General features: G+C 39.0%; 24 protein-coding genes. 16 read left to right on the plus strand and 8 right to left on the minus strand.

The window, feature by feature from the left end:
• The first annotated feature begins 238 nt into the window (after positions 1-238).
• Genes B0B05_RS05070 through B0B05_RS05085 form a run of 4 tightly spaced genes read left to right on the plus strand, consistent with a single transcriptional unit; the run spans position 239 to position 2,832 of the window.
• Positions 239-481: a hypothetical protein gene (locus B0B05_RS05070; RefSeq protein ID WP_076782392.1), complete on the plus strand. Its 243-nt coding sequence runs from the start codon at positions 239-241 to the stop codon at positions 479-481.
• Positions 474-1,151 carry a hypothetical protein gene (locus B0B05_RS05075; RefSeq protein WP_076782393.1) on the plus strand — a complete coding sequence of 226 codons (678 nt, stop codon included), beginning with the start codon at positions 474-476 and terminating at the stop codon, positions 1,149-1,151. Before B0B05_RS05070 ends, B0B05_RS05075 begins: the two co-directional genes overlap by 8 nt.
• Positions 1,082-2,287 carry a hypothetical protein gene (locus B0B05_RS05080; protein WP_159435838.1) on the plus strand — a complete coding sequence of 402 codons (1,206 nt, stop codon included), beginning with the start codon at positions 1,082-1,084 and terminating at the stop codon, positions 2,285-2,287. Before B0B05_RS05075 ends, B0B05_RS05080 begins: the two co-directional genes overlap by 70 nt.
• Before the next feature lie 11 nt (positions 2,288-2,298).
• Positions 2,299-2,832 (plus strand): hypothetical protein, encoded by a 534-nt coding sequence (locus tag B0B05_RS05085; RefSeq protein WP_076782395.1) that lies wholly within the window; start codon positions 2,299-2,301, stop codon positions 2,830-2,832.
• 72 nt (positions 2,833-2,904) lie between these two features.
• On the opposite strand, the gene B0B05_RS05090 is transcribed toward B0B05_RS05085, so the two are convergent.
• Positions 2,905-3,366 (minus strand): heme-binding domain-containing protein, encoded by a 462-nt coding sequence (locus B0B05_RS05090; protein ID WP_076782396.1) that lies wholly within the window; start codon positions 3,364-3,366, stop codon positions 2,905-2,907.
• Positions 3,367-3,682: 316 nt separating this feature from the next.
• Here B0B05_RS05090 and der point away from each other — a divergent pair, with 316 nt between their 5' ends.
• Positions 3,683-4,990, plus strand: a complete 1,308-nt coding sequence (der, locus tag B0B05_RS05095; protein WP_076782397.1) for a ribosome biogenesis GTPase Der — start codon at positions 3,683-3,685, stop codon at positions 4,988-4,990.
• Between the two features lie 172 nt (positions 4,991-5,162).
• Positions 5,163-5,813: a uracil phosphoribosyltransferase gene (gene upp, locus B0B05_RS05100; RefSeq protein WP_076782398.1), complete on the plus strand. Its 651-nt coding sequence runs from the start codon at positions 5,163-5,165 to the stop codon at positions 5,811-5,813.
• Positions 5,814-5,884: 71 nt separating this feature from the next.
• Here the strand turns inward: upp and B0B05_RS05105 are convergent, their stop codons facing one another.
• Both B0B05_RS05105 and B0B05_RS05110 read right to left on the minus strand, forming a co-directional pair.
• Positions 5,885-6,538 carry a ComF family protein gene (locus tag B0B05_RS05105; protein WP_076782399.1) on the minus strand — a complete coding sequence of 218 codons (654 nt, stop codon included), beginning with the start codon at positions 6,536-6,538 and terminating at the stop codon, positions 5,885-5,887.
• Positions 6,539-6,542: 4 nt separating this feature from the next.
• The gene (locus tag B0B05_RS05110; RefSeq protein ID WP_076782400.1) at positions 6,543-8,018 is read right to left on the minus strand and encodes a helix-turn-helix domain-containing protein; all 1,476 of its coding nucleotides are present in this window, start codon (positions 8,016-8,018) and stop codon (positions 6,543-6,545) included.
• A gap of 124 nt (positions 8,019-8,142) precedes the next feature.
• On the opposite strand from B0B05_RS05110, the gene aceB reads away from it, so the two are divergent.
• Both aceB and aceA read left to right on the plus strand, forming a co-directional pair.
• Entirely contained in the window at positions 8,143-9,717 is a 1,575-nt protein-coding gene (gene aceB, locus B0B05_RS05115) for a malate synthase A (protein WP_076782401.1), read from the plus strand.
• Positions 9,718-9,804: 87 nt separating this feature from the next.
• Complete coding sequence (aceA, locus tag B0B05_RS05120) at positions 9,805-11,085, plus strand: isocitrate lyase (protein ID WP_076782402.1); 1,281 nt, start codon at positions 9,805-9,807, stop codon at positions 11,083-11,085.
• 169 nt (positions 11,086-11,254) lie between these two features.
• On the opposite strand, the gene glgP is transcribed toward aceA, so the two are convergent.
• Positions 11,255-12,907: an alpha-glucan family phosphorylase gene (gene glgP, locus B0B05_RS05125; protein ID WP_076782403.1), complete on the minus strand. Its 1,653-nt coding sequence runs from the start codon at positions 12,905-12,907 to the stop codon at positions 11,255-11,257.
• A gap of 878 nt (positions 12,908-13,785) precedes the next feature.
• Here glgP and B0B05_RS05130 point away from each other — a divergent pair.
• The 7 genes from B0B05_RS05130 (at position 13,786) to B0B05_RS05160 (ending at position 17,861) form a co-directional block, all read left to right on the plus strand.
• On the plus strand, positions 13,786-14,571 hold the full coding sequence (locus B0B05_RS05130) for a hypothetical protein (protein WP_076782404.1): 786 nt from the start codon (positions 13,786-13,788) through the stop codon (positions 14,569-14,571).
• A gap of 65 nt (positions 14,572-14,636) precedes the next feature.
• Positions 14,637-15,014 carry a hypothetical protein gene (locus B0B05_RS05135; protein WP_076782405.1) on the plus strand — a complete coding sequence of 126 codons (378 nt, stop codon included), beginning with the start codon at positions 14,637-14,639 and terminating at the stop codon, positions 15,012-15,014.
• Positions 15,008-15,190 carry a T9SS type A sorting domain-containing protein gene (locus B0B05_RS05140; RefSeq protein WP_076782406.1) on the plus strand — a complete coding sequence of 61 codons (183 nt, stop codon included), beginning with the start codon at positions 15,008-15,010 and terminating at the stop codon, positions 15,188-15,190. The genes B0B05_RS05135 and B0B05_RS05140 overlap by 7 nt, the downstream gene beginning before the upstream one ends.
• Positions 15,191-15,346: 156 nt before the next feature.
• A complete protein-coding gene (locus B0B05_RS05145; RefSeq protein ID WP_076782407.1) occupies positions 15,347-15,586 on the plus strand; it encodes a hypothetical protein in 240 nt (79 codons plus the stop codon).
• A 72-nt stretch (positions 15,587-15,658) separates the two neighbouring features.
• Positions 15,659-16,261: a sugar transferase gene (locus B0B05_RS05150; protein WP_076782408.1), complete on the plus strand. Its 603-nt coding sequence runs from the start codon at positions 15,659-15,661 to the stop codon at positions 16,259-16,261.
• Positions 16,262-16,264: 3 nt separating this feature from the next.
• Positions 16,265-17,233: an ATP-grasp domain-containing protein gene (locus B0B05_RS05155; RefSeq protein ID WP_076782409.1), complete on the plus strand. Its 969-nt coding sequence runs from the start codon at positions 16,265-16,267 to the stop codon at positions 17,231-17,233.
• A complete protein-coding gene (locus tag B0B05_RS05160; RefSeq protein ID WP_076782410.1) occupies positions 17,226-17,861 on the plus strand; it encodes an HAD family hydrolase in 636 nt (211 codons plus the stop codon). Before B0B05_RS05155 ends, B0B05_RS05160 begins: the two co-directional genes overlap by 8 nt.
• Before the next feature lie 5 nt (positions 17,862-17,866).
• On the opposite strand, the gene B0B05_RS05165 is transcribed toward B0B05_RS05160, so the two are convergent.
• From B0B05_RS05165 to B0B05_RS05180, 4 genes are all read right to left on the minus strand, one after another.
• Positions 17,867-18,694 (minus strand): aminotransferase class IV, encoded by an 828-nt coding sequence (locus tag B0B05_RS05165; RefSeq protein ID WP_076782411.1) that lies wholly within the window; start codon positions 18,692-18,694, stop codon positions 17,867-17,869.
• Positions 18,695-18,743: 49 nt separating this feature from the next.
• On the minus strand, positions 18,744-19,130 hold the full coding sequence (locus B0B05_RS05170; protein ID WP_076782412.1) for an START-like domain-containing protein: 387 nt from the start codon (positions 19,128-19,130) through the stop codon (positions 18,744-18,746).
• A gap of 331 nt (positions 19,131-19,461) precedes the next feature.
• A complete protein-coding gene (locus B0B05_RS05175; protein ID WP_076782413.1) occupies positions 19,462-20,646 on the minus strand; it encodes an aspartate aminotransferase family protein in 1,185 nt (394 codons plus the stop codon).
• Between the two features lie 335 nt (positions 20,647-20,981).
• Complete coding sequence (locus B0B05_RS05180; protein WP_076782414.1) at positions 20,982-21,368, minus strand: helix-turn-helix domain-containing protein; 387 nt, start codon at positions 21,366-21,368, stop codon at positions 20,982-20,984.
• 215 nt (positions 21,369-21,583) lie between these two features.
• Between B0B05_RS05180 and B0B05_RS05185 the strand changes: the two genes are divergently transcribed.
• Positions 21,584-22,702 carry a HEPN domain-containing protein gene (locus tag B0B05_RS05185; protein WP_076782415.1) on the plus strand — a complete coding sequence of 373 codons (1,119 nt, stop codon included), beginning with the start codon at positions 21,584-21,586 and terminating at the stop codon, positions 22,700-22,702.
• Positions 22,703-22,975 lie beyond the last annotated feature (273 nt).

Consider the following 22,975-nt stretch of genomic DNA (forward strand, 5'->3'; position numbering starts at 1 on the left):
AATCATCTAAAAAGATACACCAGATGTTAATTATTTAGTAAAGGATAGAGGGTTTCAAACTTAATCCTGATGGTGGTTCAATACTACCTAATGCCTGATCAATCCTATCGTGTTGATATGGTGGATGTTAAATTAGATGATTAAAATTAATAACAATGTTAATTTTTTATTAATCCAATGAAAAAAAAGCATATTTTTGATGCAAATTTAATGGATTCTACAACTCCCATTTAACCTAATGCCGGTGCTACTGCTTTTGGAAGTTGCAAAGCGTTTTGCAAAACTTCTTCTGACGATTGTCTTCTTCATCGGCTTGGCAGGTGTAGGCGCCGCTCGTGCTGCAACAATATCATTGATTGAGACTGAAAGTAAGACAATAATGGCAAAGGCAGGAGGTGATGCTTTGTTCTTCAAAGACGGTCTTAATTCGAAGGTCGGTTATTTATTTATAATTAAAAATATAAATCCTACATATGAATAAAACAACTATATTTTTACTGATGTTTATACTTCAGTGCTTCATTAATTTTCAGGCCCAGGTGGTCTTTAATGAAGATTTTGGGACAAGTGATTTCCCCTCCGGCACTAATGATTACGGTCGTAGCCAATCACCTTACATGCCTGCAGGCAGTTTTGGATATGGTGCTTCCTATGTTAATACCAACAATGCACTGGCATATAAGATAGATGATAATTATTATGCTGTGGTTGCACCGGGCTATATCAAAGCAGGTATCAACCCAAGCAATTCATCTACCTGGTGGACACCGGCTTATAACGAAACGGGCACAGTGACGGACCATTCGGGTAATCAGTCCGGTGCAGCGATGGTTATCAATGCTGGTGTAACTTTGGCTCCTTTTTACCAGAGAACAGTTACAATAGAGCAAAATAGCTACTACAAGGCATCCATGTGGCTATATATTGTGAATACACCGGTGCGTATTGCGATTGATATAAAAGATTTGTCCGGAAATGTGCTGACAACTTTAACCACGCCAGCTATGACAGACAGCAGCTACAAAGGGAGATGGCTGGAGGTGCCATCTATTTTAAATCTAATACAGGCTGTGCCAGTAATATGTTGCGCGTGGTCTTCCGCAATGACTACTCACAGACTAACGGTAATGACTACTATATCGATGACTTGAGTCTTACCAAGATTTCGGCATACCCATCTGGCCAGACTGGTACCACGATACCTTGCCCTGTTACACCATGTTACGCAGGTTCATCAGCGCCGGTTGTCAATAATCCGCTTCTGACTTATGCGGCTCCCGCAACAGGTGCAAACCTTAGCAATGCTTTCAGTACGGCTCCTGTACCACCTTCAGGCGCAGCATTGGTGTGGTATGACAATGTGGCACATTTGGGCTCTGCGCTGACATCTGCACAGGTAGGGAATGCACCTGAGGGGACTTATTATGCATTTTATTATGATTCAGAACATTTATGTTTTAGTCCGGTTTCTTCTCCTGTAAAGGTTCAGGCACTGTGTGCTAACCTTGTAAACAGTACTGGTTTTAATGCGTCTGGTGGTGCATCCACAACTTTTACACTTAATCCTACAGATAAGGGTTTCCAGTTGGATGTTTACGGTATCGACAATTCTTTGAATATTAAAGTTAACGGGACACTGCTGACAACGCAGGAGATCGATTTCCAGTCCAATCATACCACTACAAGGTCTGCACGCTTCACCGATGGTGCCTATTACGGGCAGGGTGGCATCCCGGAGATTTGGAATATCGCCGGTAATGGTACTACACCAGCTTTGCGTTTTATCATCAGTAATAATGGTACCGTGACTATGTTTGGAGCCAAGGCTACGAATGGTCCGCTTTATCCATTACAATTGTTTAATGGAAATACGTTTAATACTTACACCTGGAATACTTCATCCAACAATACGATTGTAATCGGTCAGATTGTTGACGGGCCAACCAATATCAAAGGACGGGGAATGGGTATCAAAAATGTGCCTTGTAAATGTACCGATCCGGGCAATACAACCACTGGCGGTTCGCCTACCAAAGTTGGGATTACCAACCAGACCAAATTAGAGGGTTGGCCGGAAAGTGTTCCTAATGGGTTTATTGCACTGGAATCTCAGAAAGCAGGTTTTGTGATCACCAGAGTTCAGAATACGTCCTTAATCACAGATCCTAAAAACGGTATGATGGTCTACGATATCTCTGCAAACTGTGTAAAACTCTACAGATTGGTAGATACAGTCAACAATATGGGCGAGTGGCGTTGTATTTCAAAAAGTTGTAATCAATATTAAATATTTAGGACATGAAAAAACTTCAATATATAACAGTCTTGCTATTTGGTTTTAATCTTGTTTCTGCACAGGTAGCCATTGGTAAAGCAGCCGTTAATGGTAATAGTGCCATTCTGGATTTTGACAGCGCTTCGGCAAACTCAAACGGGATTATACTCCCTGCTATTGCTGACAAGAATACCGCGCTTGCAGCGACAGCATCTAATAATAATGCAACTTTTATCTTTGACAAATCAGACAGCAAAGTAAAGATGTATCAGAATAATGCCTGGGTCGATCTTTCTGACGCGGCAGGGGACGGTACCGCCGTTACCAGCCTTACCAACTCATCTGCCGAATCCGGTAAAGGTGTCGTTATAGGGGCTGCAACCAGCAATGCGGTGGGCGTTCTTATTTTGGAAAGCACCAATAAAGCATTAATCCTGCCGCAGATCAACAATCCGGCTACAACGGTGAAAAGCCCTTTTCCTGGTATGATGTGTTATGATACGGCCAGCCTTTCATTGGCGGTGTACGATGGTGTACGATGGAACTATTGGAAATAACAATATCACCAGATTGATAAACATAACCCTGCATTCTGAAAAATGCAGGGTTTTATTTTAAAAAAAATCTGCCTAAAGCGCTTGGTAATCAGCAATGGCTTTTTGCATCTTTCTAAAGTAGTCTGCCAATATCTTTCTTTGTTCATCAGTCAATTTAGCATCCGGATGGCCCAGGAGATAACTTTCCAGCGGCATGTCGCCCTGTTCGGTATAATCAGCGGCTTCGCCGAGTTTTTTTAATTGGCGTTGGGTGTCATAGGTCGAGAATGTTGAAAAGTTAAGGGCAATGCGCCCTTCATCGATTTGGCTTTTCATGAGCCAGGCTGCCGGCTGGATATGGCTGTAAAAAGGATACCGTGTCTCATTGGAGTGGCAGTCGTAGCAGGAGTTTCTGATAATTTTGGCTATTGGTTCAGGTGTATCTTTGATTTTTAGGAAATCCATGCCGGCATTAGATACCGGATTGGTCTTATCAATAGGGAAAAACTGAATGAGGATAAAAGCTGTCAGCAGGATAAGAAGTATTTTTTTCATCGTTTATTTTTTGTACAGCATTACAAAAATCTGTCCAAATTGCGGGAAATTAGATCTGTATCTGGTCATCGATTTTCCTTAAGTGTCTTTTTTACAGCTACTTTCGTTGGTGTAATAGAGGAGATATTCAAAACCATTCAAACCAATAGTTAGAGGAAGGCTTCGATTAAAACTAATTTTAGCTTTAGGGTTTTCTTTCAATTATAGCTGACAATTCCACGACTCTCAACTGTCGTCTAAAATCACTATATTTGCCAAAATTTTGGGCTCCTAAAGTAGGAGTAACCCATTAATAATCTTATTATTAAACAAATTTATGTCAAACATTGTTGCTATCGTTGGGCGCCCCAACGTTGGAAAATCCACATTATTTAACCGGTTATTAGAAAGAAGAGAGGCTATTGTAGATTCTACGGCTGGCGTTACGCGGGACCGCCATTATGGCAAATCAGATTGGAATGGCGTAGACTTTACCGTGATTGATACCGGTGGTTATGACGTGGGCACAGATGATATCTTTGAGCAGGAGATTCGCAAACAGGTACAGCTGGCTGTGGATGAGGCCACTTCTATTGTCTTTATGGTGAATGTGGAAGAAGGGCTTACCGATACAGATCAGGAGATCTACGAACTACTGAGAAAATCTAATAAACCACTTTATCTGGTCGTTAACAAAGTCGATTCTTCAAAAGAGGAATTGCCTGCTACAGAGTTTTACCAGTTAGGTGTAGAGAAATATTATACACTGTCTTCAGCTACAGGATCGGGGACAGGTGAACTGCTGGATCAGGTAGTTGCCGACTTTCCTACCACAGAATACAAAGATCCTTTCGAAGGATTGCCAAAAATTACCATTGCAGGCCGTCCTAACGTAGGTAAGTCTACGATGACCAATGCACTGCTGGATGTTGAGCGTAATATTGTAACCGACATTGCCGGGACAACGCGTGACAGTATCCAGACATTGTATAACAAGTTCGGGCACGAGTTTGTGTTGGTAGATACTGCCGGTATGCGCCGTAAGTCAAAAGTGTCGGAAGATCTTGAGTTCTATTCGGTTATGCGTTCTATCCGTTCTATCGAATATTCTGACGTGGTTATCCTGATGGTAGATGCCACTTTAGGTTGGGAATCTCAGGATATGAATATTTTTGGCCTCGCTCAGAAAAACCGGAAAGGTATCGTTATCCTTGTGAACAAATGGGATCTTGTAGAGAAAGAGACCAACACAATGCGTGATTTTGAAGCGGCCATCAAGAATAAAATCGGTCAGTTTAATGATGTGCCGATTCTTTTTGTTTCCGCTTTAACAAAGCAAAGAATCCTGAAGGCTGTTGAGGTGGCAATGGAAGTTTATGAAGACCGTAAGAAAAAAATTAAAACTTCTAAACTGAACGAAGTGATGCTGCCGATTTTTGAGCAGACACCACCACCGGCTATTAAAGGTAAATACATCAAAATCAAATACTGCGTGCAGTTGCCAACACCTTCCCCACAGTTTGTGTTCTTCTGCAACCTGCCACAATATGTAAAGGAACCTTACAAGCGTTTTACAGAAAACCAGTTGAGGAAACAGTTTGGTTTTACCGGCGTTCCTATTGAAGTTTATTTCAGGCAAAAATAAAATTTAACCCTTTCAGAGCTGAGGCTCTCAAAGGGTTTTTTATAATCAAATTGTTAACAATAAAAATTGGTCCTGAAAACAATTTTTTATTAAAATTTTAAAATGCTCTAAGATTTTAATTATATTTTTGAATCACAGAACTATTATATCATTTTCAAATTAACTTATTATAATGCTAACTATACTTTCAGATAATTTCTCTCTCGTGAACTCCTGGATCAATGATTTAAGGAATATCGACATTCAGGATGACCGGATGAAGTTCCGCCGTAATATGGAGCGGATCGGTGAGATTTCTGCCTTCGAAATCAGTAAAACGCTTGACTATAAGAATATTGAAATTACCACACCGCTTGACACCATTGCTGTGAAGGAGATCGCAACACAACCGGTTATCACAACGATTTTGAGAGCGGGAGTACCTTTGTTTCAGGGTGTTCTTAATTATTTTGATAAAGCGGATTGCGGTTTTGTAGCAGCTTACAGAAAGCATGATGCCAATGATTATTTTTCGATAAAGCAGGATTATCTTACCTGTCCAAAATTAGATGGCCGCCCTTTAATTGTCGCCGATCCCATGCTCGCAACAGGTGCGTCTTTGATAGAGGCGATAAAAGACTTGTTAACCAACGGTAAGCCAACAGCCATACATATCGTTGCGGCTATTGCGAGCAGGCAAGGTGTGGAAACGATTCATAAGGCTTATCCCGAAGCTCAAATCTGGGTGGGTGCATTGGATGAGCATCTCACTTCAAAAGGTTATATCACGCCAGGTTTGGGAGATGCGGGCGATTTGTCGTATGGTGAAAAACTGCAGCGATAATTGTAAAACCATTGAATTTTAAAACCAGTGATTTGAAAATCATTATCGTCAATTTGCGATTTAACAATTCATCAAACATCCATCGCCATGACCAGGATGCTGATTTTAACATTAGTGGAATTATTGAGGATTTCCCACGCAATATTAGATAGGGTATTGCCGGTAGTATAAACATCATCAATCAGTACAATATGCTTATCACGGATCGTTTCTGTCAGTTGATAAGCATTTTTTGTTTTCAGCCGTTCGGTTTGGTTTTTCTTGGCCTGAGCGCGGGAGTGGTTGGATCTCCTGAGTAAGGTGTGGCTGACTGGGATCTGGTAATATTCGGAAAGCGCATTTGCAAAAAGGTGCAATTGGTTATATCCACGCTGTTTTAGTTTTTTATGGTGGAGAGGTACCGTTACAAATAGGTCGGGTTTATCGTGAAAAATGATTCTCTCGCTGACCCAATGAGCCAGTATTTTCCCAACTCTCTCGCGATGGTTATATTTCAGCTGATGGATGATTTTTTGTGCAAGGCTTTCTTTTTCGTACATCATCAATGAAAATGCGTTTTCAACCGGGAATTGCAATGTAGCCTTCTCTTTCAGTGCGTTGCTTTCAAAAAAATGATGATCAGAAAACCGGATTTTGTCCATGCAAAGCTCACACACTACTTCTTCTTTGTCAATCAGCTGATTGCAATCCAGGCAGCGGTTAGGAAAGAGGAAGTCAATAATCATTAATCTAAGTTAGTGATTTTCTGATTCTTTCTATCGATTTTTTCATATCAAGGTTAAACTGTTCTTTCTCAAGCCTCAAGGGCGGAGCTTGGCGCACTTCGCAATTCTGGATGCTGCAACTCTCGCAGGTGACGCCTACTTCTATTGTTTTAAGCGATGATGATCTTGCAAAATTAATTTTCTTAATCGTCTGGTTATTCAGCAGGATTCCCAGGCAATAACTTCTGTTGCTGCCGTCGGAGAAAGGGTTTTTCTGAGAAGTGGAAATCACCAGATAGCTCACGCCCTGATCTTTGTAATGAGAGATTTGGGCAGCAGTTAATGTTTCGTTTTCCTTAAGATGATGCAGGTTTTTTACAGCCACCCAACGTCTGCAGTAATGTTCGTTGGTCGCGTTAGAATGTGGGGCTTGCTGATGGTTGAGGTGCAGCTCTTTCAGGATTTGGATCTTGTCAGAATTATCCTTTTTTACAAAACACAGATAAAACAAATCCTTAATCCCTAATTCTGCTGACAGCATATTGGTTAATCTGTAATAGAACGTTTCCGGAGAATCTGTAAAGTGGCTGATTAGTTTTTCAAAATCTTCAGACTCCCAGTTTTTCTGATAAAAGAAATCTGATGTTTTATCAATCAATTCCTGCTTAGAAATCAGCAGGCAGCCTGCGAAATATGACGCGTAAAAATTATTGAGAATCTCCTCAAAACTACCAAAGTCCAGCCAGGAATAAGTATTGGGTCTTGGATGAAGGTTAAGGAAATTAAAACCAATTTCTTTAGCATAAATGAAAGTCTTCTGATTCTCATCCAGCCTGTCATTCAGCAGGAGTAATTTTTTTTCTGGTACAAAAAGCGATCTCAGTTTGTTGAGGACAGGATCCTTAGAAAAATCCATCGGCTGAATATCATAACCGAATTTTTCATTTAATAATTTTTCAAGTGTCTCTGTCTTTAGGTTTTTGTTCAGTTCCAGTTGATTATCGCCTGCAAAACGTATGGCTTTCTCTTCAATTTCCGGGAAATAATTGTCATAAAGCTCCTGGAAAGACCGCATCACGGCAAAATAGAAACGCTCTTTCCCAAGGTTGTAATTCTGGGAAACTTCGATCAGGGCATTAATAAAAGCGGTGACCTTTTTGGGTGCATCGCTGATAATGCTGATAAGATTGTTTTTATTGATGCCGAAAAGATCCAGAGGGATTTCTTTAAAAAAATCAGATTGCAGAACATCGTTGATTGGTGTCAGGCTTTTGTCCAGTTTGGTTGATACCAGATCATCAAAAGTACATTGCAACGCCTCCGAAAGTTGGATGATCTTATCATGTTTGGGATACTTTTTCCCGTTTTCGATCTCATTAAGATAAGATTTTGACAAACCGGTTTTAGTGGCAAGGTCTTGTAAAGACCAATTTTTTTTCTGTCTTTGCTGTTTTAATTTAAGGCCAAAAACCACGCGGATATAGTCACTTTCTGCAATCATCTATCAAAGATAATTATTAAAGCGATTATTCGCATAATAATTTTTACAAAAAATTAGCGAACGTTCGCTAATTGTGAAAATATTTTTTTTATATTTGTCAAACCAAATCACAAAATATTTTAATATGGAAACGATGAGCCAGCTTAATATTATCCCGGAAACTCAATTTCAGGACGTTTTTACGGACGAATTGATGACGTTTTTAGCAAAACTTCATAAAAATTTTAACCACAGCAGGATTGCCCTTTTAGAAGAGAGAAAAAAAACGCAGTTAAGATTTGATGCCGGTGAGCTTCCTGCCTTTCCTCATGAGTCGATCCATATCAGGAATGGGGATTGGGTTTGCTCAAAAATCCCGGTTGACCTGTTGGATAGGCGCGTAGAGATTACCGGCCCGGTTGACAGGAAAATGATTATTAATGCGCTTAATTCCGGTGCCAATACTTTTATGGCGGATTTTGAGGACAGCAATTCACCAACCTGGAAAAACTGTATCGATGGGCAAATTAACCTGACCGATGCTATCAATAGGACAATTGATTTTACCAATGAACAGGGCAAATCTTACAAGCTGAATGAGAAAACAGCAACTCTGATTGTACGCCCAAGAGGTTTGCATCTGCCGGAAAAAAATATTGAGATAGAGGGTGAAAAAGCCTCCGGTTCATTAATAGATTTTGGGATTTATTTTTTCAGGAACGCTAAAACGCTTATCGAAAAAGGCAGCGGCCCGTACTTTTATCTTCCGAAATTAGAACATTATAAAGAAGCCAGATGGTGGAATGATGTATTTGTCTTTGCTCAGGATTATCTTGATATTCCGCAGGGGACGATCAAAGCTACGGTGCTGATTGAAACCATCACCGCATCGTTCCAGCTGGATGAGATTCTTTTTGAACTCAAAAATCATAGTGCCGGGCTTAATTGCGGCCGTTGGGATTATATTTTTTCTTACATCAAAAAATTTAGGAATCAGGCTCAGTTTTTAGTCCCGGATAGGGATCAGGTGACCATGACTTCGCCTTTTATGAGTGCCTATTCCAAAAGGGTAATTGAGGTTTGCCACAAGAGAAATGTACATGCAATAGGTGGTATGGCTGCTCAGATACCGGTGAAAAATGACAATGAGGCTAATGAGGCTGCTTTTGACAAAGTCCGTAATGATAAAGAACGGGAAGTCAGAAACGGTCATGACGGAACATGGGTGGCGCATCCGGCGCTGGTTCAGATAGCTAAAGATATTTTTGATCATTACATGCCAGAGAAAAATCAAATCGATAAAAAATTTGATTACAACATAAAAGAATCAGAATTGCTGGAGGTTCCTGCCGGGACAATTACAGAAAGCGGCGTTCGCAAAAACATCAACGTCGGAATCCTCTACATCGAATCGTGGTTAATGGGCGTTGGAGCCGCTGCGCTTTATAACCTGATGGAAGATGCAGCGACAGCAGAGATCTCCAGGACCCAGATCTGGCAATGGCTGAAACATGAAGTGGAATTGGAAGATGAAGTCATATTGACACGGGAGCTGGTATTGCAGTGGGAAAAAGATGAATTAATCAAAATCAAAAAATATGTTGGAGAGGAGCGTTATAATAAAGGTAAGTTCAATCTGGCAAAAGAACTCTTCAATGAATTGATTTTTTGCGAAAAGTTTGAAGAATTCCTCACTTTGAAAGCGTATCCATTTATTTAAAGAAACAAGAATAAAGAATAAGGATGAACGACTTTAGACTCAGTAATGAAATCTTAAAATAAAATCAAAACCAAATCACAAAATATTATGCAAACAAAACAAGAACAAATCCAGAATCTTGAAAAAGACTGGCTGACAAATCCAAGATGGATCGGCGTTACAAGGCCTTACACAGCAGAAGATGTGCTGAAGCTGAGAGGCTCTTACAGATTAGACTATACTATTGCGACAGAGATGTCCAAAAAACTTTGGCATAAACTAAATAACCAGGATTGGGTAGCAGGCCTTGGTGCTTTAACAGGCAATCAGGCTGTGCAGGAAGTGGATGCGGGATTAGAGGCTATTTACCTTTCCGGCTGGCAGGTGGCGGCAGATGCTAATCTTTCCGGAGAAATGTATCCTGATCAGTCGCTATACCCGGCTAATTCGGTGCCGTCTGTGGTTAAAAAAATCAATAATGCTTTGTTGAGAGCAGACCAGATCCAATCAGTCAACGGAGGTGGGGAAAAAGAATATCTGGTACCGATTGTTGCTGATGCAGAAGCTGGTTTCGGAGGTAACCTGAATGCTTTTGAATTGATGAAGCAAATGATTGAAGCCGGAGCGGCCGGAGTGCATTTCGAAGATCAATTATCTTCTGCAAAAAAATGTGGGCACTTAGGTGGCAAAGTCCTGGTTCCAACGCAGGAAGCGATCAATAAACTGATTGCTGCAAGGCTGGCAGCAGATGTGTGCGGTGTGCCGTCTCTGATCGTAGCAAGAACGGATGCTGATGCGGCAGATTTGCTAACCTCCGACGTGGATGACCGTGATAAGAAATTTGTAACTGGCGAAAGAACAGCCGAAGGTTTTTATGTTGTGAAAAACGGCGTAGAGCAGGGGATTGACAGGGGCTTGTCTTATGCACCTTACGCAGATCTGATCTGGATGGAGACTTCTAACCCGGATCTTGAGTATGCAAGGCAATTTGCAGAAGGTATCCATGCTCAGTTTCCTGGTAAAATGCTGGCTTATAACTGCTCGCCATCGTTTAACTGGGCTGCTAAATTATCGGTAGAAGAGATGGAAAACTTCCGGGAAGAACTGGCAAAAATGGGCTATAAATTTCAGTTTATTACATTGGCAGGTTTCCATGCGCTTAATACAGCTATGTTTGAGTTGGCACTGGCTTACAAAGAACGCGGAATGGCCGGCTACTCAGAATTGCAGGAGCGTGAGTTTGCGTTACAGGCCAAGGGCTTCCGTGCGGTGAAGCATCAGTCATTTGTAGGAACCGGTTACTTTGATCAGATACAGACCATTGTTACCAATGGTACTTCGGCAACAGTCGCTATGAAAGATTCTACGGAAACGGCGCAGTTTCATTAAAGCTCATTATCTATATTATAATTGTTGAATTTTCGAAATATGTCAACAAAAAACCCTGATTTCTTTTGAATCAGGGTTTTGAATTTAGTTTGATAAAAAACCCCTTCAGAAGTCAGAACTCTGCAGGGGTTTGGTTTTTAAAAGTTAAAATTTGTTTGGCAAAAGCAATTTAATACAATAATTTGTAATATTCATCCGCCATTCTGTCGCTTCCGAACTGGATTTTCACATCATCCATTGCTGTCTGTACGATTGTTCTCCATTGGTTGGGGTTATCATAATAGCTTGGAATAATTTGGTTTTCCAGAACGTCGTAGAGATTATTAAGGTCAAACTGGTCCTGTTCTATCTGTGGCCAGTTCTTGTAATCTGCCTGTGGCACAACAAAAGAATTAATGCCATTTTTTGCAAATTCAGGAATCCAGCCATCATCGGTAGAAAGATTGACAGAACCGTTCATGGCCGCAGTCATACCGCTGGTGCCGGATGCTTCTCTTGGGACTCTTGGGTTATTGAGCCAGATATCTGATCCCTGTTTCAGAGCTTTGCTGAGTGCCAGTTCGTAGCCGGTAAGCACTGCCATGTTTTTATGATTTTTACTCTCCTCAACCAGATTGTTGAAGGTAGAGATTGCGCCATAATCCATCGGATAGGGTTTTCCTGCCCAGATGATCTGTACCGGATGCTTGCTGTTCTCCAGCATTTTGCGGAAACGCTCTTTGTCTGCCAGAAGAAGGTCTGCTCTTTTGTAACCTGCAAAACGTCTTGCCCATACAATGGTTAAAACATTCGGGTCAAACAGTTTTCCGGTTTGGTCTGCAACAATTTTGAAGGTTCTTTTCTTGAGGTGCTTTTTGCGGTAATCAAATAAGGTGTCGTCACTCTCGTCTTTGGCGTCATAAAGCGGTTTGTCTGCCCAATATTTGAATTCCTGGGCATTGGTAATCGATTTGATTTCACAGATACCGGGATATTTATTCCACATCTCCCGGGATACAACACCGTGCAGTTGTGACACGCCATTGGCGATTCTTGCCATTCTCAGCGCACAAAGCGAATGGTTGAAACGGTCATCATTCACACCTTCTATTTTTTTTACTTCGTCTATGCTTAGCCCGCAAAAATAGGACATGTCGTGACAAAGGTATAGGTTGTGCTTTTCGTTGCCAGCCTCTTCTGGCGTATGTGTGGTGAAGACGAGTTTCTCTCTGACTTTGGAAAGATCACCGCCATATTTTCTTAATAGATAAAAGGCTGCAGGTAAGCCGTGCGCTTCATTCAAATGATAGATGTCGCGTTCAAAATTCATCTCATCCAGCAGCTTGGCACCACCTTTCCCTAGTAAGATGTACTGCGCCAGCTTTGTAGATTCGTTGGCATCGTAGAGCTTGTGACAGATGGTTTTGGAAATATGGTCATTTTCCGGAACATCGGTGCTTAGGAAAAACATAGGGCAGGTCTTGAAGGTCTCCGGGTTCAGGTACCATACTTTGACCCAAACCGGCGCGTTGTGAATCTCAATCTGAAATTTGATGCCGGTATCTTCCAAAAAGCTGTACATTTTTTTGGTCCATATCGGGTTGAGGGTCTGATCTGCGTTTCTGCTCTGGTCATAATAACCATACTTCCACAAGATCCCAATGCCTACAAAATCCTGTTTTAGATTGTAAGCGCTTCTCATGTGTGATCCTGCCAAAAAGCCTAAACCGCCGCTGTATATTTTAAGGGCCTGATCTATGGCAAACTCCATAGAGAAATAAGCTGTTCTTTTAGAATATTCAGGATTGATGCTGTAAGGCATCGTGTAGTTTTTAAAATCCATAGTTTTTTGTTAATAAGGTCTAAATTATTAAGTTGCAAATATAATAAATTGATGTCAGATGATATTTTTTTGACAATCTATTAGTTATAGAGGTCATAATTTAATTATGCATTAAGAAATATAATGTACTCACTAATGAGGTGGATTTTACAGATTTTAATTTCGGTATCGGCGTCATAGGCAAAAGAATATGTGGTAATATGAAAATATCTTATGACCTCTATTCTTTAATTTTATTTTTTACCAAAAAAGTCACAAAAGAAAGAAGTTTATTTTAAATAATTAATTAAAGATGAAAAAGGTTGAGCTCAAGAATTTTGTGTACTTCTCGCAGCAATACATACAACAAAAAACTTTTGTGACTTTGTGGTTGAATGATTTTATTACTGATTCTTTTTAGTAGAGGCCATCATGTAATTAGATATTGAGAAGTATAATGAACTAGCTAATGAGGCAGATTTTATAGATTTTAATTTCAGCATCTGCGCCATCGGGAAAATCTGCGAGAATTTAGAAACAAAATCCTTTTAACAAAGTATATGTGGTAATATGAGAATATCTTATGACCTCTTTTCTTTAATTTTATTTTTTACCAAAAAAGTCACAAAAGAAAGAAGTTTATTTTAAATAATTAATTAAAGATGAAAAAAGTTGAACTCGAAAATTTTGTGTACTTCTTACAGCGATACTTACAACAAAAAGACTTTTGTGACTTTGTGGTTAAATGATTTTATTACTGTTTCTTATTAATAAAGAATATGTGGTAATATGAAATATCTTATGATCTCTGAATACTTACATTAAATTTAATTAATATAATTATTTTATAATCAATTAATTACTAACTTTAGAAAGCGCTAATCCTCAAACCTAATGTTATGATTGTTTGCGAAGATCTCCAAAAAAACCTGGCACTGTGTATGGCTTCTAAAAACGGAAGATCAGATAACCTGATGAGATGGTATGACTCTATAAGCGAAGCAAAACTGCATGAGCGTGAGGAATATCAGAAAAAAACAGAGTTACTGCTTCTGGCGACTCTTTTTAAACATTACCCCGAAATAGAAATTGAAAACCTGACTGGTGAAAGCCCTGATTTTATTATCAGTTATAAAGGCAGGCGGATTGGGCTGGAGGTTTCTGAGATTATCAATCACTTTGAGCTGAAGCGCAAAGAGAGTTATATCAATGGTATTTTTCGCAGGGTAGAGCAGCAGTTGTCTGATTATAAAAGTTTGTGTGGCATCTATTATCTTGATATAGACTATTTCCAGGAAGAGTTTTATACCCAGCCGGAATTGATGATTAAAGAAATATTGTCTGCCATTACCAACCAGAAAAGAACAAAATTTGTAAAACATATCAGAAGAACGCCTCATCAAAAGGGCGTTCTTTTGTTTTTGGAATATCAATTTTCTTTGTTTGACGAGCTGCATTCTGAAAAAATCCTGCAGGTGATTGAAAAGAAAAATTCTAAATACCCGCTTTATAATTATAATTGCAAAACGGAAGAGTGCTGGCTGGTACTGGTTTCTAATATGCATAATATCGCCTCTCGCTATACTTATATCCACCATAAAGAAGAATTGGAAAACGTCAAAAGTCCCTTTTCCAAGATTTTGCATCTGGAAAACCTCTATAGCCAGATGATGGTGATCAAATAATAAGTAGCTCAAGCATCTCAGCAGCGGTACAAAACAGCTGCTGCGGTTATCTGCTAGCCAATAATATGACCAATGTTACGGCAGGCACATTACTTATCCCGAAAACTGATGATGCAGTAGCGGCAAATGTCCTTTATGCGCGCAAAGGGATCGCTACAACAGGTGGCAGCTTGATTTTAGAAAATAATGCCCAGCTTTTACAGGATGACGATGCGGATAGTACCAATGCGCAAATCCAATCTCAAAGATATATTGCAGAGATGGATGATATTTTCACACGTCTGGATTCTGTGTATTGGAGCTCGCCTGTCACAGGTCAAAAAATTAAAAGCTTCTCGCCGGCAACAGCTGCCAATTGCTTTTTACAGTACAGGGAGTCTGAAGATAAATTTACAATAACCTCTGATCCAGATTTCCATGCGGGCAAAATAGTTATGTGGTAAAATCATCCCATAAGCTGGGGAATATTGATGTTTATGACGCGGGAGGAAAACTTATCATGAGGACTTTTGTAGCTCAGAAGGAGTTCTTACTGGATGCTTTAGTTTTACCGGCTGGGGTCTACATTATCCGTGCAGAAAACTCGGGTAATGTAAGATCACGAAAAATAATCAGGTAGCTGAATGAGAAATGAGTGATTAATGATAATTAATATTGAACTATTCAACTTATTTATTAAAAATTTATATCTTTACCAATTGAAAAATGACTTTATTTTTTAACACTTTGCAATGAGAAAATATTTAATATTCATATATATATATGCATCGGTACAGTGGCTTCCGCCCAGTTTCGTGATAACGTCTTTGATAATGAGAAAACTTCAGAATCACAGCAGGAAAGGTCTGTAGGTAACGACAAGCTTTCCAAGGATTATGGTGATTTGTCTGCTGAACAGGAAGAATCAGCCAGCGGTAACGGTTATACTGGTAAGCCTGGTAAACCTTCTCCCGCACCCATAGATGACTATATTCCCGTGTTATTGCTGACAGGTGTGGCACTGATCGTTTTATAAACGAAAAAGAAGTATTAATCTTTAAAATATACGCAATCCGAAGTTTTTAAATTTCGGATTTATTTTACCCCCATGTACAGAGATTTTATAAAACCTGTTTTTGACTTTAGCTGCTCACTGGTAATGTTGGTAATTTTGTCTCCGGTATTTTTGTTGATTATGCTGTTGCTCTACTTCTTTAATCAAAAGAATGTTTTCTTTTTCCAGGAAAGACCAGGTAAAGATGAAAAAGTCTTCCGCATCATCAAGTTCAAGACCATGACAGATCAGAAGGATAGCAATGGCCGCCTTCTTCCTGATGCACAGCGTTTGACTCCCATGGGTAAATTTATAAGGAAAACCTCTCTGGATGAGCTGCCCCAGCTGATTAACGTACTAAAAGGTGATATGAGTTTTATCGGGCCAAGGCCATTATTGGTAAGCTACCTGGCGTTGTACAATGAGGAGCAAAAAAAAAGGCATCTCATAAAACCAGGCATAACAGGATGGGCACAGGTCAACGGGCGTAACGCGTTGGACTGGCCGGAGAAGTTCGTGCTCGATGTCTATTATGTGGATCACATCAGCTTTTGGCTGGATATCAAAATATTGCTGCTTACCATCAAAAAAGTGATAAAAAGTGAAGGCATCAACAGTGCAGGGCAGGCCACAACAGAAAGTTTTAAAGGTAATTAAATAATGAATACAAATGTTCTGATCACTTCTGCCGGGCAAAGAGTGTCGCTGGTAAAAGCTTTTCAAAAAGAATTAAAAAAGAAGTTTCCGGATTCAATAGTTATTTCGGTAGATTTTAATCCTGATTTGTCACCCGCTTGTAGGATTTCAGATGCTTATTATAAGATTTGCAGAGTTAATGATAGTCAGTATGTTTCAGAATTATTGAGCATTTGCCGCGAAAATAATATCGGGATGATTGTTCCTACGATTGATACAGAACTTAAAATTTTAGCAGAAAATAAGGCTGTTTTCCAAAAAGAGGATATTCATCTTATTGTTTCGGATAAAGGATTTGTCAATAGTTGTAGAGACAAGCGGCTTCTTAACGATTTTTTCAGCGCTTATAATATCAGATTTCCCCAACCTGTGGATAAATATAATCCGATATTTCCACTTTTTATAAAACCCTACGATGGCAGTTTGAGTAAAGATATTTACTTAATTAAAACTGAAGCTGAATTGACGGATTATCATAAAGAGAATCCAAAGTTTATGTTTATGGAATATATAGATCCTGCCTTGTATAAAGAATATACGGTGGACTGTTATTACAACAAAGATCATCAGCTTTGCTGTGCTGTTCCAAGGCAGAGGATTGCTGTACGGAGCGGTGAGATACAAAAGGGCGTTACCGATAAAAATAATATCATAGACTATCTAAATCAAAAAGTAGCTACAATCCCTGGAGCAGTAGGATGTATTACCACTCAGCTTTTCTTTAATAAGGCTAGCAATGATATTGTTGCTATAGAGATCAACCCCAGATTCGGTGGCGGTTACCCTTTATCTTACGAGGCTGGTGCCAATTATCCCAAAATGTTGATTGAAGAGTATTTTGAAAATAAAATAATCACTTACACAGATGATTGGGAAGATCAATTATTGATGTTGAGGTATGATGCAGAAGTATTGGTAAGAAATTATGAATAAGCCTTATATCGTTTTTGATCTGGATGACACCCTGTTTTATGAACAGGATTTTTTGACTTCTGCCTATCGTGAAATTGCTGATTTTGTTTCTGAAAACAATGTGGAATCTGTGCATCAAAAAATGTTGGAGCTTTACCGCCAGAAGCAGGATACTTTTGCGTACGTCGCAGCGCAATACAATGTTTCGAAAGATGATCTTATAACGATGTACAGGTCTCATTTTCCATCGGTGTCCCTTAGAGCAGGTGTTCTTGGTATTCTGGAAAATCTGGCAGGAAAAGATATAAAAATGGGGCTTCTGACAGATGGTAGAACCTTGACTCAGAATCATAAAATTGATGCACTCAACATAAGGCATTTCTTTGATAAAATTATAATTTCAGAAGAATTCGGATCAGAAAAACCCAATCTGGCAAACTACAAAATTTTTGAGAAGCCCGGTTACGACTATTATTATGTGGCTGATAATCCCAAAAAAGATTTTGTAGCACCCAATACATTGGGTTGGAAAACACTCATGATTACAGATGAAGAGGTCAAAAAAATCCACCAAATCCCAGATTTTTTAGACGATTCTTACCTGCCACAACATACCCTAAGATGGGAAAATTTTTCAGAATTTATTTGAGGATATTAGTTCGTTTGATGTTCATCAAAAGACGCTTTCCATTTTGTCACCATCTCGGTAAAACGGTTGTTGGCAAATGTTTTATTCCTGATCTTAGAAACCGAATGTACGCCCTTTTCATCAGATATTCTAAGGATTTCCTCAGCTTTTTGAGATTCAAAAGCAATGATTTCTGCCTCCTCTATGTCCGCCAGTTTATTTTTGTGGACAAAGGTCACAAAGTTTTCCATCAGTGGCGAGATGTATGCGCCTTCTGTCTGTTTTGGGATTTTAATCACATTATCTTGTAGAAATAGAAGATTCCCAAAAATACTTCTTGCAATTTTCTTATTCGGGTTCAGCAAGATCACATCGTCCAGGTCATTCTCTTTAGCGTAGATGGTGGCATAGATATTCTCCGCCGAATGCACCCGGATGTTGCTGAGGAGATTGGCATTCACATTAATCTCTTTAATCAGATCCAGCTCTATATCGCCTTGGATACCCAGGATGTCCTCAGATTCCTCTACTTCAAAATAGAAAGCCGTTGCAGACTTGGGAAGTGGTTTCTCTTCCTGTTTTCTGTAAGCCATCATCTGGATAATACCGTTCCTGATGCCTTTTTCCAGAACTTCTCTTTCAAAAAGTGCCTGAAAAAATTCTAAGGTATAACTCAGTGGGATATTCATCCGCATTTTCCGCATAGAGGCCATCAGGAAAAAGTAAGATTCCTCGGCCATAATCAATTGCCCGTTTCTTACAAAAAACGAAACCCAAACGGCATCGCCATAAAGAAAAGCACGGTTGATAAGTTGTAAATGATCTTCGGTATAAACCAACTTCTGTAATTGCATGATAGTATAGAAAAAAATAATGAACGATAAAATCGTTCATCCATTTATTTTAAGCGGCACCTAATTTTATCTGTAGATTTTCTATCAGGTTTTCCCAATAGAGTCTGTTTTCGTCCTCATCGCCTGGTTCACAAAAATCGGTAATGTTCAGCGAAAGGTCATCGGTAATTTCGTCAATGATAATAGAAAGCTCAAAGTAATACTTAGTACCTTCATCCTCTTCCCAGCGGAAGCGCACAAAACTCTCCGGCTTATAACGGATCAGCGTAGCCCTCTCAGCAGGACCACCGCCCCAGCTGAAAAAAAAGTCATCACCACGCTCCACTACATCATCTGCAAACCATTCTGATAATCCCTCTGCACTTGCCAGATACTCATACAAAATCTCGGAGAGACAATGCATATTGTATTCATAATGCACTTTCGTTTTCGCCATACTCTATTTCTAATTGTGGCGCAATATATAAATTAATTTCTTATTTCCAAATCAAAATGTCTATTGGTATTCAATTTTTTTATAGAAAATAAGTATGATTTTTATTAGCTGTTTTTAGGCAGATGTAAAATATTAATTAAGAGATCGTAAGATATTTGTATGTCTACAATCATTCTTTGAATGGATTTCTAATTATTTCTGATTCTAGCAGATATTTCCGATTACGCAGATGCTGAAATTAAAATTCTGTAAAATTAGCCTCATCAGCGGGCAGATGAAATTTTTTAGTCTGTAATTACGTTATCACCTAAAAAAAAAATTATATACAACTTTACTCCACTTCATCCAAAGCTTCCAGAATAATTTGGCAGCCTTTTCTGATTTCATCTTCAGAGATGGTGAGTGGTGGCGATATCCTCATATACTCATTTCTGTAGAGTTGCCAGAACACAATCAGGCCTTTTTCCATGCATCGGGAGGCTACTTTCAGTGTATATTCCGGGTTGCCAAGATTCACGGCCAGCATCAGTCCTTTCCCATTCACATTCTTGATTTTCGGATGAATAAGCAATTCGCGGAACAGTTTTTCTTTTTCATCCGTTTCAGTCATCAGTCCGCTTTCCAAAACTTCTTCCAGCGTCGCATAGCAGGCGGCCGCAATCAGCGGGTTGCCTCCAAAGGTCGTGATATGACCAAGCTTTGGTGAGTGGGAAAGACTTGTCATTATTTCGCGAGAACTCATAAAAGCACCCACCGGAACACCGCCACCCATGCCTTTCCCCATTACCAGGATATCCGGCACAATGCCATAATGCTCAAAGGCAAATAGTTTGCCCGTTCTGCCAAATCCCGGTTGGATCTCGTCCAGGATCAGCAATGCGCCAACTTCTTCGCAGCGTTTCTTTAGTTTGATAAAGTAGTTCTCTTTCGGGGTGATAAATCCTGCGGCTCCCTGAATGGTTTCTACAATAACGCAGGCCGTCTTCTCGGTAATCCGGTCAAAATCATTCTCGTTATTGAACTCAATAAAATCCACCAAAGGCAATAGGGGACGGAATTCCCTTTTATGCGTCTCGTTACCTGCTACGGACAAAGCACCGTGGGTGTTCCCGTGGTAAGCATCCTTGAAGGCGATGATCTCCTCTCGCCCGGTATATCGTTTGGCTAATTTCAATGCACCATCAATAGCTTCTGCACCGGAGTTAACAAGATAAGTAACTTCCAGAGGTTCCGGCGTCGCTTCTGCCAGTAGGCGGCAAAGTGCTACCGGCTTGTCCTGGGCATACTCGCCATACACCATTACATGAAGGTATTTGTCGGCTTGTTCCTTAATAGCGTTAACGACTTTGGGGTGAGAATGCCCCAATGTATTGGCAGAAACGCCGGCAACAAAATCCAGGTAGGCCTTCCCGTTTTTCCCATAGATATAACTTCCTGCTGCTTTTTCCACTTCAAAACCAGCGGCGTAAGGCGTGGTCTGCGCCTGATATTGAAAGAAATTTTCCTTTAAATCCATTGCTAAATAAAATCAAGACAAAGTTCGGAAATATTAAACAATATCAGCGCTTGCATGTTTGTTTTTTATCCTAGATGTAGCATATTTAAAATGGAAATAATCTTCTGAAAGATGGCGGGGTGGTTCTAATGCAAAAAGCATGTTTTCGAATTGATTAAAGACAAAATTGTCACTGAACCTTAAAATTATAATTTTAGTTTGTTAAGAAACTATGCTGAATTGGATAACGTATTGGATATTGAAGTTGTGATTATGGGCTGGGATAATCAGATGGTTTAATTATAATTGTGGACACCAAGCCTTAGCTTTTAAAGTTATTTGGACATTGATTATGCTTACTTATCTTTTAATATATTCTCCAAATATTCAATCTTAGATTTTTCGGCTTCCAGTAATCGTTCGTAAAGTTCAATAATTTTATCCAGAGGATTAATAGTACAAAAATAATTATTGTTATTAGAACTGCTGTCCTGAAAAGTATTGTTAATAATATTAAATACAGCTTCCTCGCTAAAGTTCTCAATGGCTTCAGGAGTAACTCCCAAAATGTTGGCTACTTTAGCCAACAGATCATCCTCGATAACTGAACTTTTCTCCATATTAGATACGGTCTGTTGGCTTACTCCTAATTCAAAGGCCAAGGCTTCTTGCTTCATTCCCCGTAACTCACGGATGCGGGTGATTTTTCTTCCTATAGGATTGCTAGTATTAATTGTGCTCATGCTTCAAAGTTAAGGAAATTTAAGGGCGTAATATAGCAAAATATTGTCTATTGTAATATAACAAATTATGGTATAATACAATGAAATCTTGTCTTATACAAGACGTTATGGTTTCTTACATAACATTCAATGAGTTCATTTGTAAAGAAAAAATGAGATTATAAATATTGAGTAGGATATACCTTCTAATGAATTTTGTACTTAATCAATCAATTATGAAAAACGTAGAGACTTTACCAGAAATTGAGGAGATTGTTCTTCTTTTGACTGCTGAATACTGTATTGAGCGGATCTACATTAATACTTACGGAAGATTAAAATTTCCTTATGAGCTAGTTATACTGATTTCTGAAAACGATATTGGTAAACTAAACGATTTGGTTCCGAAAATCGAAAATACGCTTTTGAATTATCAAAAGTATAAGGCTTTGTGTTTCCTCACACATCATGCAATGCACAAAATAGTAAATGGATGTTTATTTCTTTTTACATCTTGTCAGGCTAAGAAGCTTATTTATAAAAAGAAGAAGTCTAAATTAGTTTTAATACCGGATAATTTTGATTTCGAACAATGCAAGAAACTTATGATTTCTTTTAAGGATAGGGAACAGATTAAGATCAATGAATTTATAGAGACTTATTATCATTTGATTGAAAAGACAAACTATTCCTTAGCAGCATTTATGTTACATCAAGCGTTTGAATTCACCTACCGATACTTGGAAATTGTAATCCTTGCCAAAGAGCGTATCACACATTCTATCCGTTATCATCACCGTCATTTGAAACGTATTAGTGAGTTTTATACTGGAGTTTTTACCGAAAATAATAAAAATGACATGGCGTTGCTGAAGGTTTTGGAAAATATGTATCGCGGTACACGCTATGAAGATTTTTTTTCAATTGATACTAGTACGTTACAACAATTGGAAGATAAAATGAAGATTCTGGTTGATATCGCAGAAAAAGTTTTTGAGGAAACTATCCACTTTTTTCAAAAAATAGATACAGATAATAATCTTCAAAATGATCAAATTCCTGATGTATTAACAATGATGCCCATAAGAAATATAGATTCTAATCTGCAATTGAAAGATGCAGTGGATTATGTGGTATCTAATATTTCGCAGCCGTTGACAATTTATTTATTTGGTTACCGGCATCGTTCTTTTTTTATCAGTGGAATTAATACAGGTGATACGGGAGAAGATGTCGATTCCTACTTTGATTTTTTAGTTATAACCGAAATAGATTTACGAGAGTCTTTAAGTAATGTTCAGGTGTTGTTTAATAAACGGCAGAAAGCTTCGTTGTTGATATTGTCTTTTACTTAGTCCCTCCTTAAACCACCTATAATTTACTGATTATTAGTATTTTGGGTTTAAAATAGCTTGTTTTTTATTGCAAGAATTTGTATCTTAGAGCTTTAAAACTTTGCAAATATGTTGGGGAAAAATCCAGAAAAGAAGCCAGAATTATTCCGCCCAATGTTGGTGGATTTTATTGACCACGAGCATGAACTTGTTCTACTTTCAGAAAAAATAGATTGGAATTATTTTGAGAAAGAATTTTCGCCCTTGTATTCCAAAGTGGGCAATCCGAGCCAT

The sequence above is a fragment of the Epilithonimonas bovis DSM 19482 genome (assembly GCF_900108115.1).
GTDB lineage: Bacteria > Bacteroidota > Bacteroidia > Flavobacteriales > Weeksellaceae > Epilithonimonas > Epilithonimonas bovis.